The organism is Flagellimonas iocasae (genome assembly GCF_042682725.1).
GTDB classification, from domain to species: domain Bacteria; phylum Bacteroidota; class Bacteroidia; order Flavobacteriales; family Flavobacteriaceae; genus Flagellimonas; species Flagellimonas iocasae.
Map to the genome: position 1 here is coordinate 1145436 of NZ_JBHUHU010000001.1, position 14550 is coordinate 1159985.

General features: G+C 36.0%; 14 protein-coding genes. 10 read left to right on the forward strand and 4 right to left on the reverse strand.

Annotation, left to right across the window (positions count from 1 at the left end; translation table 11 throughout):
- Positions 1-129 precede the first annotated feature (129 nt).
- The 10 genes from ACFSJE_RS04965 (at position 130) to ACFSJE_RS05010 (ending at position 7488) form a co-directional block, all read left to right on the forward strand.
- The gene (locus tag ACFSJE_RS04965; RefSeq protein ID WP_379830041.1) at positions 130-1329 is read left to right on the forward strand and encodes a nitrous oxide reductase family maturation protein NosD; all 1200 of its coding nucleotides are present in this window, start codon (positions 130-132) and stop codon (positions 1327-1329) included.
- Positions 1329-2039: an ABC transporter ATP-binding protein gene (locus ACFSJE_RS04970; protein WP_379830042.1), complete on the forward strand. Its 711-nt coding sequence runs from the start codon at positions 1329-1331 to the stop codon at positions 2037-2039. The genes ACFSJE_RS04965 and ACFSJE_RS04970 overlap by 1 nt, the downstream gene beginning before the upstream one ends.
- Complete coding sequence (locus tag ACFSJE_RS04975; RefSeq protein ID WP_379829878.1) at positions 2032-2814, forward strand: ABC transporter permease; 783 nt, start codon at positions 2032-2034, stop codon at positions 2812-2814. Before ACFSJE_RS04970 ends, ACFSJE_RS04975 begins: the two co-directional genes overlap by 8 nt.
- A 12-nt stretch (positions 2815-2826) precedes the next feature.
- A complete protein-coding gene (locus tag ACFSJE_RS04980) occupies positions 2827-4023 on the forward strand; it encodes a hypothetical protein (RefSeq protein ID WP_379829879.1) in 1197 nt (398 codons plus the stop codon).
- A 148-nt stretch (positions 4024-4171) separates the two neighbouring features.
- Complete coding sequence (locus ACFSJE_RS04985) at positions 4172-4606, forward strand: RrF2 family transcriptional regulator (RefSeq protein WP_379829880.1); 435 nt, start codon at positions 4172-4174, stop codon at positions 4604-4606.
- Positions 4607-4666: 60 nt separating this feature from the next.
- Positions 4667-5395: an iron-sulfur cluster repair di-iron protein gene (gene ric / locus ACFSJE_RS04990; protein ID WP_379829881.1), complete on the forward strand. Its 729-nt coding sequence runs from the start codon at positions 4667-4669 to the stop codon at positions 5393-5395.
- A 43-nt stretch (positions 5396-5438) separates the two neighbouring features.
- Positions 5439-5786, forward strand: coding sequence for a hypothetical protein (locus ACFSJE_RS04995; protein WP_379829882.1), 348 nt, complete (start codon positions 5439-5441; stop codon positions 5784-5786).
- A gap of 44 nt (positions 5787-5830) precedes the next feature.
- Positions 5831-6214 (forward strand): group III truncated hemoglobin, encoded by a 384-nt coding sequence (locus tag ACFSJE_RS05000; RefSeq protein ID WP_379829883.1) that lies wholly within the window; start codon positions 5831-5833, stop codon positions 6212-6214.
- A 6-nt stretch (positions 6215-6220) separates the two neighbouring features.
- Positions 6221-6532 carry a hypothetical protein gene (locus ACFSJE_RS05005; protein ID WP_379829884.1) on the forward strand — a complete coding sequence of 104 codons (312 nt, stop codon included), beginning with the start codon at positions 6221-6223 and terminating at the stop codon, positions 6530-6532.
- A gap of 521 nt (positions 6533-7053) precedes the next feature.
- A complete protein-coding gene (locus tag ACFSJE_RS05010; RefSeq protein WP_379829885.1) occupies positions 7054-7488 on the forward strand; it encodes a hypothetical protein in 435 nt (144 codons plus the stop codon).
- A 79-nt stretch (positions 7489-7567) separates the two neighbouring features.
- Here the strand turns inward: ACFSJE_RS05010 and ACFSJE_RS05015 are convergent, their stop codons facing one another.
- The 4 genes from ACFSJE_RS05015 to ACFSJE_RS05030 all read right to left on the reverse strand — a co-directional run bounded on the left by ACFSJE_RS05015 (position 7568) and on the right by ACFSJE_RS05030 (position 14550).
- The gene (locus ACFSJE_RS05015) at positions 7568-9844 is read right to left on the reverse strand and encodes a hypothetical protein (protein WP_379829886.1); all 2277 of its coding nucleotides are present in this window, start codon (positions 9842-9844) and stop codon (positions 7568-7570) included.
- A gap of 2 nt (positions 9845-9846) precedes the next feature.
- On the reverse strand, positions 9847-11016 hold the full coding sequence (locus ACFSJE_RS05020; protein ID WP_379829887.1) for a hypothetical protein: 1170 nt from the start codon (positions 11014-11016) through the stop codon (positions 9847-9849).
- A gap of 82 nt (positions 11017-11098) precedes the next feature.
- Positions 11099-13237: a DEAD/DEAH box helicase gene (locus ACFSJE_RS05025; protein WP_379829888.1), complete on the reverse strand. Its 2139-nt coding sequence runs from the start codon at positions 13235-13237 to the stop codon at positions 11099-11101.
- On the reverse strand, positions 13237-14550 hold the full coding sequence (locus ACFSJE_RS05030; RefSeq protein ID WP_379829889.1) for an ATP-binding protein: 1314 nt from the start codon (positions 14548-14550) through the stop codon (positions 13237-13239). The genes ACFSJE_RS05025 and ACFSJE_RS05030 overlap by 1 nt, the downstream gene beginning before the upstream one ends.

The following is a 14550-nucleotide window of genomic DNA, read 5'->3' on the forward strand; positions in this document are numbered from 1 at the left end:
TTTTGGCTCTTGGCACGGCGTCAGTATTTTCAATCTTGTTTTATTGATGGAATTCAGTGCTTGAAGTGGAGATAGATTATGAAATTGGATTTACAACATATAAGACGCATTCTGGGATTCGCTTTTTTGATGGGGTTTCAAATAGGTTTGGCAAGCACTTGGACCATTTGCAATACCTGTAGGAACAGTTCCATCAAGGAAACCATTTTACGTGCCGCTCCTTACGACACCCTTTTGGTCCAAAAAGGCACCTACAAAGAATTTGAAATTTTAGTGGACAAGCCCTTGGTCATAAAAGGCATGGGTTACCCCAATGTAGATGGAGAGAAAAAAGGGGAAATCTTCAGAATCCATTCAGATAATGTAACCTTGGACGGTCTGCGCATCATCAACGTAGGGGTAAGTTACACCAAGGACAATGCCGCCATACGGGTAGTTCAGAGCAAAAACTTTCTTATCCAAAATATGATCCTGGAACAATTGTTCTTTGGTATCTATCTGGAAAAATCATCTCTTGGAAAAGTGTACCACAATAGGATCATTGGAGAAGCGGTGGATGAATACAATTCCGGCAATGGTATACAGCTTTGGTACTCTACGGATGTAGAAGTGCTAAAAAATCACGTGCAAGGTACCCGGGACGGCATTTATCTGGAGTTTTCGGACCAAATCACCATTACCAACAACGTAAGCATGGACAACCTGCGCTATGGGCTTCATTTTATGTTCTCGGACCATGATGTGTATTCCAACAATACCTTTGAAAACAACGGCGCCGGGGTCGCTGTAATGTTCTCCAAATTCATTACAATGAAGAACAACACCTTCCGGAAAAATTGGGGCACTGCTGCGTACGGTATGCTGTTGAAAGAAATCAATGATGCAGAGATTGTTGGAAACACGTTTGAGGAAAATACCATCGGCATCAATATCGAGGGGTCTAACCGAATCAACTACACCAACAACGACTTCATAGGAAATGGTTGGGCCATTCGTGTGATCGGGGCTTGTTATACCAACAGTTTCAAAGGCAATAATTTTTTGTACAACTCCTTTGACATTTCGTACAATAGTAAATTGAACGACAATGTGTTTGAGGGTAATTTCTGGAGCAGCTATACGGGTTATGACCTTGACAAGAATGGTATTGGCGATGTGCCGTATCGTCCCGTTAAACTATTTTCCTATATCGTGAACCGAACACCGGAGACCATTGTTTTGTTACGGAGCCTGTTCATGGATATCATTGATTTTTCCGAAAGGGTCTCTCCCGTATTCACACCGGACAATTTAAAGGATGCCAAACCCTTAATGAAAATACGATCATGATTATTGCAATAAACAATCTTCATAAGCGATTTGGAAAAAATCAAGTGCTAAAAGGGGTAGACCTTACCATGGATGAGGGTTATATTTATGCCATACTTGGTCCCAACGGTTCAGGGAAGACGACCTTGATAAAGAACATACTGGGAATGGTGATTCCCGATAAAGGACAGATCTCCGTATTGGACAAACCCATTAAAAAAGATTGGAAGTATCGACAAAAAATAGATTACCTCCCACAGATTGCCAACTTTCCCCCGAACATCAAGGTCAAGGAACTGATCCATATGATCAAGGACCTTAGAAATAGTCCAAGCAAGGAGGACAATTTGATCCAACTTTTTGGTCTGGAACCTTTTCTAACCAAAAAACTGTCCACGTTATCAGGCGGCACCAAGCAAAAAGTGAATATTGTACTGACCTTCATGTTTGACAGTCCTTTGATCATTCTTGATGAACCTACCACTGGTCTGGACCCAAAGGCATTGATTCGTTTAAAGGAATTGATCCAAAAGGAAAAGTCCCGTGGAAAGACCATTTTGGTTACTTCCCACATTATGCAATTTGTTGAGGAAATGGCCGATGAAATCCTTTACTTACTGGAAGGGGAAATCTATTTTAAAGGAAGAATAAAGCAACTTATGGAACAAACTGGACAGAACGATTTTGAACACGCCATTGCGGCCATAACAACTACAGCTAGTCATGCTTAAAATATTAAAATACAGCTTTTTTGACCTTATACGAAGTCGTTGGAGCTACGTGTACTTTTTGTTTTACCTCGCCCTTGGATTTGTGCTCTTGTTCCTCAACAATGATGTTTCCAAGGCCGTAATTACCTTAATGAACATCATCATTGTCCTGATTCCGTTGATTGGGACCATATTTGGGGTGATGTATTACTACAATTCCCGGGAATTCACCGAATTGTTATTGGCCCAGCCCATCAATCGCACCGCAATTTTTATGGGCCAATATTTTGGCGTGGCGGGCTCATTGACCTTAAGTTTAGTCTTGGGTCTGGGAATTCCATTTGTCCTATATGGCCTTTTGCGGAGCAGTGCCATTTTTGATTTTTCCCTACTGCTGGTCACTGGGGCATTTCTGACCTTTATTTTTGTGGGACTTTCCTTTGTGATTGCCATATCCAATGAAAACAAAATAAAGGGGTTTGGATACGCAGTGTTGTTATGGCTTTTCTTGGCCGTGGTGTACGATGGACTCTTTTTAATGTCCCTGATTGTTTTTGAGGAGTATCCTCTTGATACTTTTTCATTGGTGGCCACTATGCTCAATCCTATTGACCTTTCCCGGATTTTGATTCTGTTGAAATTGGATATCTCTGCCCTATTAGGGTATACAGGAGCTATTTTTAAAAAGTTTTTTGGGACCGATTTTGGTTTTTTGGTATCCTTAACCATTCTACTGTTGTGGACCCTATTGCCTATTTTGGGACTGCGGCATAAGGCCATGAAAAAGGATTTTTAAAGCCATCTGAACGTGAAATACCGAGTACATCAACAACATGTTAAGATTGCCATGGTATATTTTGGCATCGCTGCACTATTGGGTATACTGCTACGGTCCTACGCTATATTCTCTTTTGACTTTAACTACCGACATATGGTTCATGCCCATTCGCACATTGCACTACTGGGATGGATATATGTGGCTCTGACAACAATCCTGCACTATTGCTTTGTAAAGAGGGATACAGTGGACAAAAAATATAGCTATATCTTCTGGAGTACTCAAGCCACATTGATCGGGATGTTGTTCACCTTCCCTTTTCAAGGATATGCATTGTTCTCCATTATTTTTTCCACGCTGTTCCTAATGGTTTCCTATGTGTACGTTTATCATTTCTGGAAAAACATCGACCCAAAATACAAACACAGCAAAGGGCTGCAATGTGTAAAAGCAGCGCTTATCTATATGATAATCTCCAGTTTGGGACCTTGGGCTTTGGGAGCTATCATGAACACCTTGGGTCCCCAATCCATTTGGTATCGATTGGCCATTTACTTTTATCTTCATTTTCAATACAATGGTTGGATGATTTTGGCCTTGGTGGGGCTATTCCTATTCGCATTGGAACAACGCGGTACGATTGTGCCAAACAAAAGCTTTCAACGTTTTTTTTGGATGCTGAATGTGGGGGTGGTGCTCACTTTTTTCCTGTCCTCCCTGTGGATTGAACCTTCTGCTCTGATTTATTTACTTGCAGGACTTGGGGCCTTGATACAACTCTTTGCCTTTTTGTTCTTTTGGGAAATAATCAAAAATGAGATTATAAACCTGTCCCTTTCAATACTGCAGAACCTGTTTATAAAGACAGTAATGTTGTTGGTGCTGATAAAAATAGTATTACAATTGCTCACCTCCCTACCCTATTTTGCCCGAATGGCAACTATCTATCTTGAATTTACGATCGGCTATTTGCACATGACATTTTTGGGAGTCATCAGCATTGGTCTTTTCTTTTTGATGGATTATTTTGGTCTGTTCCGAATATCAAAAAAATTGTACCGTTTGTATTTCTTGGGATTCCTCATAACTGAAATTCTTATTTTTTATAAAGGGTTCTCAGCATGGCAGCAATGGGCCGTCTTCGATGGGTATACAGAAGTTTTGGCATTGACCAGTCTTTTGATTCCCATAAGCCTAGTTTTACTGTTGGTAAAAAATCGGTCCTAAACATAAGACGTATCGTCCACAACCCACTTGTATGCTATAAAGTGTATATTTGAAAAAATCAGAATCAATTCAGGTTAAAAATAATAAAGGACAAAATTGTCCTGTTTTATTTTATATGTTATCTTTGTACTAAAATAAGTTCCCTTGTATGTTTTCAAAAGCTTGTGAATATGGTATCAGATCAGCGGTTTATATTGCGCTGCAATCCATGGAAGGAAGACGGGTAAGTGTCAACAAGATCGCCGAGGAGATAGACTCCCCCATTGCATTCACGGCCAAGATCCTGCAACAACTTTCCAGAAGTAAAATCATACATTCTGTTAAAGGTCCTACAGGGGGGTTTGAAATTGAACGTGCAAGGATGGATGAAGTAAAGTTGAGTATGATCGTACATGCCATTGATGGGGATGAAATCTATGTAGGCTGTGGCCTTGGACTAAAAGAATGTAATGCGAACAAACCCTGTCCGTTGCACGATAAGTTTGTTGACATTCGAAACGACCTTAGAAACATGTTGGAAAATACCAGTTTGTATGAATTGGCTACGGGATTGGAAGTAGGGCTGACCTATTTGAAACGCTAAAAAATTTTAAAAAAATAAAGGATAAAATTGTCCGAAATTTAAGTAATAAATTATAATATCATGAACCTTACCTTGGAAAAAACAGTGGGCCAAATAGTGGCAGAGGATTACCGTACGGCACAAGTATTTAAAAATCATAAGATTGATTTTTGTTGTAAAGGCAACCGTGCACTTCAAGAAGTTGCAGCGCAAAAAGGATTGAACATGGAGTCCCTATTGCAAGAGTTGGGAGAAGCCCAAAACGACAATCACCACGATCAGCCGGATTTTAATACATGGCCGTTGGACCTTTTAATCGATTATATCGAAAAAAAACACCATCGCTATGTGGAAGAACGCATCCCTATTTTAAAACAATACCTCAACAAGTTATGCCATGTTCATGGCAATAACCATCCGGAGCTGTTCGGGATTTTTGAACATTTCAACAGTTCTGCGGGTGAGTTGTCCATGCACATGAAAAAAGAAGAATTGGTACTATTCCCATGGATACGTAAAATGATGAAAGGAACACAAGATGGTGAACCATTGGGGCAACCACATTTTAAAACAGTCCGTAATTCTATACAGATGATGATGGAAGAACATGACAATGAAGGGGAACGATTTGAAAAAATTGCCAATTTGAGCAGTAACTACACGCCCCCATCCGATGCTTGCAATACCTATAAAGTAGCCTTCTCCCTCCTTCAGGAATTTGAGGAAGACCTGCACCGGCATATCCATTTAGAGAACAACATCCTGTTCCCAAAAGCAGAAGTACTGGAACGCAAATTGTTCAATACCTAAAATTCACAAGCTTGATTAATCTTCATAAAAAAACATTTCAACCATGAAAAGTTCAACAACAATATCCATGACCCATTTTGGTACCAAACACAAAACCAATATCTTTAAAAGCATTCACAAGCAGCTGTTTACTGAATTCAAGAAGGGACAGATGGGCTATAGCACCATTGCCATAATAGGACAAAGCTGTTTGGGTTCAGCAGCGGCCATGGTTCTTTTGATGGGAGAAATGAACACGCTCTTAAAAATGGCATTGCTCTTTTTTGTGACGATTTTCTGTATGGCCTTCAACGGGGCGGTATTGGCACAATTAAGACCCCTGACCACATTCAACCTTTTAATTTTAAGCGTTGTATTCAATACTTTAATAATTCTAGTCCATATTCTTTAGTTCATTCATACAGTAGATAAAAACAACCATTAGATTTGCAGAAAATGGTGCAGAAAAAAGAAATCACAAGTCTAGAAGAAATAATACTATTGGTAGATCTTTTCTATGGAAAAGTTCGAAGCGATGATTTGTTGGGCCATATTTTCGAAAGGCTCATTAAAGATAATTGGGAAGCACATTTGAAAAAAATGTATAAATTTTGGCAAACAGTTCTGTTGGCAGAACACACCTATTTTGGAAGTCCATTTGCACCCCATGCCAAACTTCCTGTCCAAAGTGCGCATTTTAATCGGTGGAAGCTACTTTTTTTTGAGACCGTTGACGAAAACTTTATGGGTGAAAAGGCAGCTGAAGCCAAGTTTAGAGCAGAAAAAATGGCTGAAATATTCCAGCTGAAAATTCATCATTTGCAGAAAACAAGTCAATAAGCCATAATGGAGGTAAAACTTAACGCGATTTTTAGGCAGCAACCCAATATGCTACAATATGATAAGCAATCTTTGCTGGCTTTAGAAATTAAAGAGGAATTCATGTTGCATTTGGCCGAACATTTAGGCATGAGCTTTTTGGAAAATGATGAGGTAGGGGGAAATCTCTGTTATGCCCATGATCGAAATATCCGATATGGGTATAGGACCTCAATTTCAAAATCAGATGTTCTAAATTATTTAGATCACCAATTAGTGTCCAGAATTTATGCTATTGAATCCGATACTGTATTTTTCACCCAATCCATGGGTCTTTGAGGGACAAAAGCAGGTCAATCATTGAATACCTACTTCAATAATAAACTGTTATTGCCCAAAGTTGTTTTTAAAGCGAATCATGCTCCTGTAAAGTTTTCCGATACGATGTCTCAAATCGTATCCTCCCGTCAGTTGCTATAAAAAACCCATTTTCACCCTGACATTTGTTCACGAAACTGAATGTAAGTTACTTTTTTGGTCTACTTTGAACTCAAATTAAGTGCGTTTAACACCATTGAAAATTTACCTAGAACAAAAAAGAATTGATAATCCGAAGACTATCAATCCTAAACATCTTAAAGTCGGGGTGGCAGGCCCATCCCTATAAACATAAATAGTTGATTTTCAATATTTTACACCGTTAACTAAGACCAGTTAACCGAACCCTGAACCGTGTTCAAATCGGCATATCCAGAGGCAAAACTTATGGGAGTTTTACACCACTAATTTAGGCATTTTTTTGATAAGCAACGATTTATGGTTCAATGTATCTCATTGATATAAAACAATTCCTTTTTACCATGAAAAAGCTTGTCATATTGCTTTCATTAACTTCTTTAGCGATCAATCAGTCCTGTGATAGTACAGATGGAGAAATTGACCTTCAAGGTAACAACCTTTTTGAACTTCAGTATATCAATGCAGGTATGTCTGGGGAAATCATCGAGAAGAAGGATTTGGAGTTTAACGAGTTCATTGAGCTTTCTTCTGACAATCACTTTGTCAAAAGAAGGGTATACCCCGATAGCACCAGTATTGCAACAGGAAGTTATACTTTGATTCAATCAAAAGACTCGGAATACTATGAATTTGTACATGAAGAAGAAAGTTATTTGATTCAAAACTGTGGAAGCTCGCTTAAAGAGCATATTTCTATTTTGAACAACAAGGAAATATTCAATGGAGGTTACCTACCATGTGATGGTCCGGGTTTTGGATATAGATTGGTTAACTGATTTAAGACGACTTTGTTAAGAGCTATTCTTTTTCAATATCATCTATTCGGGATGACTAAGGAATCTTTCTATATAAGTTCTATTTTAAAAGCTTTCCTTTCAGATACTCGATAAAATCGTAAGCCATACTCCCCTTGTGCAATTTCTTCATTGAGTATTCTGCAAAATCATTAAAATCTAATCTTTTCAATCTTAATTTCTTTAGCCCAAGTGCCAACAAAAATTCAGGAAGTGCCTCGCCATGATCTCCATCAATTCTATCAATCAGACTTTTCAAGAAAACGGTCATTGCGAGGCTTTGATTTTCATCTAAATCATATGATAGCATTCTATAATCAGCCGCGCGTAAAATACTCGCTTGAATGATACCATCATTAAACCGATTAAAGGTTTCAGCACTAATTAGGTTTCTAACATATGTACTTTGATTTAAACTTCTTTCTACATTTAAAGGTTCATTGCGCAATCGATTAATAACAGAAGAAATCGTAAAGTATACCTGTGGCTGAAATGCTAATTCCGGTTTGACCTCAAAGTTCCAGTAAACAAAACCCTTCCTTAGGCAGAGAGTTTCACCAGTCACTGTGGGTAAAAAAGTGTCATTGCAAAGGCCTTTTTTACCTCGTGCATTTAAAAGAACCCTATTTCTTTCATCAAAAAATTTGAACAATTGAGAGGTATAATCAATTTTACCAAGAAGCTCCCTAATAAATAGAGATTCCTTAGACCAACTATTTTCACCCTTTCCTTGGGGAATATAGATTTCATCAACCTGTACCACTGGAAACGTTTTTCCACCATATTCGCCTATTCCCAAATTACTCTTGATATTATCTGAGAATTGCTTTGAAAAAGACCTTGCAATTCCTATGAAATAAACAACAGAAAGCTTAGGAAAATTTCTAAGTAATCTATTTATAAAAAAATAATGCCTTCCAGTAACAAATGTTGCACCTACTACTACTATAGTACCGGAAATTTCTGGGTCAATCCCATCGGGATTATTAATATCAATTATTTCCGGCTCGTTTACCCAAGAATTATCTCGCAATATCATTTTAGTCAATTCTTTGGATCCAGGATCTCTTAAAGGCAATAAATACTTGGTGTTTAAAGGAATGTGAGCATTAGATATTTTCGTTAATTTTTCATGATAAGATTGTGGGTAATGTTCACTATCTAAATTTTTAAGTAATTGACAAAAATCCAAGTAGATTTCATAGTTAAAGTCTTCCTCCTCTATATCCCTGTAATGAACTTTGAAAATATTATTCTCCTCTTTGTGAGCTCGATGATTTTCAACAAATCTACTTAAAAAGCTAGGGGCATCCGCTTTTTTAAGTGTCACTATATTGAACTTAGGTTCAATATTTAAGAAAACATCCGATTGTATTATTACAGGTTGAGAATGATTTTGACATAAATTACAAACCAAACTGTTTTTAAAAGTTTTGAAAGGTTCGTAACCCACTTCGAATTCAACCGATTTACTAAGATTGCAGAAGATGTTAGATATATGTTTGGCATAACTCTCTTCATCACCCAAAAAGAATAAGACCAAAATCAAGTTGTCTTTTAAAACTTGTTTCTCTCTCAAACGGTCAATTATATTTCCTGAGGTTGAAGAGGAAATCAACACTATAGAATTGGGATCAAATATTTGATTGAAGTCTTCAAAAAGCTTATAGCTTTCGAAGCTCTTTACCCTAATTTCTCTTCCTATATTAAATCTATTGAAAATCTCAAAAACCGCAAAGGGTAAAACATTTATGGATGCCGTATCACAATATACTGTTTCTATTCCCTCAAATTTCCCCAGTAATTGAATAGCTATGAAATAAATTTCATTGCTGTCTCTAAGAACATTCGCTGTTCTGATAAATTTCTCACTGTGCTTTCCTGATGGAAAAACAAAATGATGGTCAGGGTTTGACTCTATGAGACCACTTTTAGTTTCAAATATGTGGTGATTTCCATGTCTAAACAAAGTTGAAAAGAAACTGGTTTTATTTTTAAGTCCTGCTAGTGACCCAAAAAATTTAAGCAGATGCCCTTTGGCATCAAATTTATAGACGCTATAATTAAATTCTGAATAAGATTTATCAAACCCAACAACTCTGCCAAATGTATTTAGAACATTGGTGCTTAATTTTTCTATCAGACTTCCTTCGGCATAAGCTGGAATTATAGCAACAAACCTATCGGTCAATACCTTTTCTTGGTTAAAGGTCTCTAAACCCTGTACTAGAGTGCTACTTCTAATAGAAGACTCTGGAATAAACAAAACAGTAACTGATTTTTCACCACCTTTAAAATTGAATTTATCATTATATGTGAAGATGAAATAATCTTTCATTTCTACGCACCTATAGGATAATAAAATGTATGCAAAGTCCCTGCTACTAAAGCATGTTCTTTTAGATCTCCCGAATTAGTAAGATAATCGTTCAAAACTATTTCGTTCAAATCCTTAGTAGGAACATAAGGATTAGAAATAAAATTTCTAATTAAGTCCAAACGTCCAGTTCTTATCCTCAAAAACCCTTTTCTGTCCAATAATTGCATTACTTTGTCCAATCCTTCACCCTTAACAGGTGCTAAGTAAGCACTAGAAGAGGTTTTATGCTTTAACAAGCATTCTTTCGTCAGTTGTAATTCTTCTTGCAAAGTATACTCCGACAAATCCTCTTTATTTGAGATTCTGGACACAAGGCCAGGACCACTATCAAGAACCGATATTTCTAGCATTATTAAATCACTCTGTTCAGTAAGGGGTAAATTACTTCTAAAATATTCTTTCACTGACACAGGAAGTTCATCATCATCTAAATATGAAGTTTTTTTCTTTCGAAGAATTCTCAAAGTAACATTTCGAACATTTGGGAAGTAGAATGCTCCTTTGATATTGGTCCTCGCATGTTCATGAGTATTTTTAAACAACTCATATATGATTTCGGTTAAATCACCAATTATAGGAGCTATTGTATTTCTATTATCTTTTACATTATGGGCTAACGCAAGTTTTTTGAAGATGGGATGGAGGTTAAATTCCAACTGATCTTGATATACAAGCTTATAATTTGAGTCATAAAAAAATCTAGAAAGACCTCTTTGTATAATATCGTGGTCAAAGCTGTAAAGTGGCAATGACCTAAGAATCTTAACTTGCAAAAATTCAAGTCTAGAGAAATATTTTTGTGATATGGTGGCTAAGGGATTTTTTAAATCTGCCCCTTTACTATCAACTATTTCTAAATTCCATGCGAGAACTGTAAAAGGGTAAACAAATTCTACTTCAATATACTTTTCAAGTTCGTCAAAATTAGAAAATGGCATTATAAGTTTAGAGCATTTTTCTTTTCTTATTGTTGTAGCAAAAAACTGAATGAAAGAAGGGATAACACCAAATGAAGCAGCTTTTACATCTTTAGGCACATGGATATTAAACTTATTCTGGCTTGAATCAACTATACTATTAAGCTCATCTATGTAAACTAAAGATATCTTCCTTTTAATTTGTAAGTCCAACATATTCATTTAAGTAACAAGGTAAATATAATAGTTAAGACAATCGTTTCTAAATCTTTTGTAGTCTTACCTGTTTAGAAATTTAGTGAAGCTGTGATTCCTTGAAATTAACTTTTCTCAAAAAATCAAATGCTTTTGGAAAATCGAAATACCTTTCCTTTAGTATGTCCACTTTATATTTCATAGGGAGATATTCCCCCCATTTTGAAAAATTTAAATATGACTCATTCTCCCTTAATTTTTGTTCAAGACTATTCTCCAAATTCAAATGTTTAAAATCAATTGATTTTGCTAAGACTTTGAACTCCTCTATTGGAAGATCTATCTCAAGGGAACTTTTGTCTTCGTTAGAAATCACGTCTACTCCTAAAACTTGAAGTATATACTTAATGCTTCTATTGACTTTGGTACCAGAAAATGTAAACCATACTGTTTTATCATTTTTGTCAATTAATGGCCTATCAAGATCAAAGTCATCAATAATAAAATTCTTGAAATCAAAACGCAATTCATTCAATTTGGAATTAACTGTTTCATCCAATTCCGAATAGTCAACTTTAGTCTTCAAAATTTTAAGCATTTCTATTCTTATAGAAGATTGGATTTCTCCGCCTGAACCAAAAAATAAAGGAGGTTTACCATCTTTTGCCTTTACCACATCAATTTTATTACCCTCAAAATCGATGTTGTTTATCTTCCATATTTTTGCTGCTAATAATATATTTTCCCCTACCTTGATTTGAGGAGAAAAGGGAATTTGACCAATTTTTCTACCCGCATTTATTATTCGAAATTCTGATTCCGTTTTAAAAACACTATAGAATTCTCTAGAATTGACAATCTTTTCTCCTTCAATTCCTAGAATGAGCTCTCCTTGAATTTCCTCTAGATAATCCTTTTTAATTCCATGCTCAAGGATTGCGAAAATGTCTCTTTCTTCAATTTGTATGAATGCAGGATTATTCTTTAATCGTAGTTTTAAATCATTTTTAGTTAAACCCGATGTCTGTTTAATAATGGACAACAATTGATGAAGAAGTATATCAAAAGGTTTTACAGAAATTTTAAGGGGTTCCAAAAATCCATTTTTGTATAGTAACCAACATGCAAGCGATTGCAACAAACTCCATTCATTTGTAGCATATATGGAAATACGGCTCTTAGTTCCATCCTTTCTGCCACTTCGCCCTATTCTTTGTACCAAAGACGCAACAGAGTGGGTTGAATCAATTTGAATGATTTTATCTACAGTTCCTATATCAATTCCAAGTTCTAACGTTGAAGTACATGAAATACAGAAATTAAGTCTATTATTGGTTTTGGCAAAATATTCAATGCTTTCCCTAATCTCTTTATCTACGGATGAGTGATGCGAAAAGTAATTTGAATGACCCTGTAGCTTTTTAGAAATCTTGCCTAATTTCACAGAAACTTCTTCCGTTTTCGCACGGCTGTTTGGAAATAGCAATACCTTTTCATCTTGTGTCTCTTTATAAAGTTCCTTTAATAATTCAAAAGAATATTCCTTGGCTTTAGATTCAAAATATTTGAAATGAGCTTCGGTTTCCTTTATTGATGAGTCCACTAAAACTTTGGTATGAGATTCATTACCGGTAATTTTTTTTACTTCAAGAAAATTTTCTTTTCCAATTGTTGCTGAAAGGCCAATTATAATAATTCTACTTTTTGATTCTTGTTGTATTCGATTAATCAACGACATTAACTGCAAACCTCTGTCAGTACCTAAAAATGAATGAATCTCGTCAATAACGATGTACTTTAAGTTTGAAAAGAGATGTTTAATATTAAATGGAGAATTAACAAACATTGCCTCAATAGACTCAGGTGTTATAAGTACAATGCCATTAGGGTTATTAAGCAATTTCTTCTTTTTGGAACGACTAGCTTCTCCATGCCATTTAGTTACCTCAATGTCCAAATTTTTACACAGATCCTCAACTCTTTGAAATTGGTCATTTATAAGTGCTATGAGTGGGGAAATATATAAAACTTGAACGCCATGATCCCCATAATTTATTTTGGAAAGAATAGGTAAAAATGCGGCTTCAGTTTTACCAGACGCTGTATGTGATGCCAAGATATAATTATTGTCAGTTGACAAAATTCTATCGATCGCGGCAGCTTGAATCGGACGTAAATTTTCCCATCTTTTATCACGGATATATTTCCTTATGGGTTCTGATAATAGTGAATATGCCATTAAAACTCTTCTATTGAATCGATATCTAGATTCTTTGGTCTTTCATCTGCAATTTCAATATTTGATATTAAGTCAGATTTGTTAGCTGTTGGATTTTGTCTTAACAAACTTAAAATGTTCAAAAAATCCCTAATTACCTCTCGTGGGGTTAGAAATTCATCGGCCCCTGGCTTATTGAACATATCCTCCATGTACATTCGAATATCCTCGTCATCAACTCCAATGTTTGTCTCATAATTGAAATCATAAACCTCTTTCAACTTTCGAAGCAAGACAAAAATTTCATTATGATCAAGTGGTTGGAGCTTTATTACTGGTTGTGAATAATCCCTAAACTCCTTTGTTTCAAACTTGTTGGTTTCGAGTCTAGTTTTTAGAGCATTGTAACTAAATAATCCGCGTCTTTCATTTTCCAAAAACTCTTTGGTCCCTGCAAAATTCATAAATAGATTTTCAATCTTTCCCTGAAAACAATCATTGAAAATCGAAAGAAGTTTTTCGTAATTTTTTGCACGGCTTGTAGAAGTTGAAATTTTGTAAAGATTAATGGCTTCATCTAAATTGATCATGAATCCGCTATATCCGATACCCACAAAAAGCCTTGTGAAATTTTTGAGCATATCGTAATAATTCGAGTCATTAATTATCTCTCGAACTCCAAGATCTTGCCGCGCTTCTGTTTTTGTTCCATATTCTCCTTTGAGCCATTTTAATGCGCTTCTTTTCAAAAACTCATCTCCATTGATATGACCTTCATAATACTTCAAGATAACTACACCAAAATCAAATCCTCCCGTTTCAGTAACCTTATTTACAGTTTCCACCAACTTTGATTGAATTTTGGGCAAGTAATCCTTATTCCTTACCTCTATAATAGATATATCATTTTCGGTGGCAACAGAAAGCATTTCCTTTTCAATCCACTTATCAAGCAAACTAGGCAAAGCACCTCCTTCTGGTTTAGTTTGAATCGCTATATTATCCATGATGGCACTGTAAAGGGCAACAGCTTTTCCATCATTCGAATACAACCTATTTTCAGGAGTAAAATCGGCATTGGAAACGACAAACTTCTGTTTGGTAGCAACAGTGTTCATCAAATGTAACATGAAGGATTTTCCGGAACCAAAGTCACCAATCCAAAACTTACACATACTATGACCGTTTTTTACATCTTCCAACGCTGATGTAAATGACTCAATTTCCAACTTTCTACCTACTGTAATATGCTGAACACCTATTCGGGGAACAACCCCGCCAGATAATGAATTTATAATTGCTTTAGCTTCTTTCGATTTTATTCTTAATGCCAT

Coding starts and splice junctions, on each gene's coding strand:
- ACFSJE_RS04965 (WP_379830041.1), top strand. CDS start 130: ATGGGGTTTCAAATAGGTTTGGCAAGCACTTGGACCATTTGCAATACC.
- ACFSJE_RS04975 (WP_379829878.1), top strand. CDS start 2,032: ATGCTTAAAATATTAAAATACAGCTTTTTTGACCTTATACGAAGTCGT.
- ACFSJE_RS04985 (WP_379829880.1), top strand. CDS start 4,172: ATGTTTTCAAAAGCTTGTGAATATGGTATCAGATCAGCGGTTTATATT.
- ric (WP_379829881.1), top strand. CDS start 4,667: ATGAACCTTACCTTGGAAAAAACAGTGGGCCAAATAGTGGCAGAGGAT.
- ACFSJE_RS04995 (WP_379829882.1), top strand. CDS start 5,439: ATGAAAAGTTCAACAACAATATCCATGACCCATTTTGGTACCAAACAC.
- ACFSJE_RS05000 (WP_379829883.1), top strand. CDS start 5,831: ATGGTGCAGAAAAAAGAAATCACAAGTCTAGAAGAAATAATACTATTG.
- ACFSJE_RS05005 (WP_379829884.1), top strand. CDS start 6,221: ATGGAGGTAAAACTTAACGCGATTTTTAGGCAGCAACCCAATATGCTA.
- ACFSJE_RS05010 (WP_379829885.1), top strand. CDS start 7,054: ATGAAAAAGCTTGTCATATTGCTTTCATTAACTTCTTTAGCGATCAAT.
- ACFSJE_RS05015 (WP_379829886.1), bottom strand. CDS start 9,844: ATGAAAGATTATTTCATCTTCACATATAATGATAAATTCAATTTTAAA.
- ACFSJE_RS05025 (WP_379829888.1), bottom strand. CDS start 13,237: ATGGCATATTCACTATTATCAGAACCCATAAGGAAATATATCCGTGAT.
- ACFSJE_RS05030 (WP_379829889.1), bottom strand. CDS start 14,550: ATGGCATTAAGAATAAAATCGAAAGAAGCTAAAGCAATTATAAATTCA.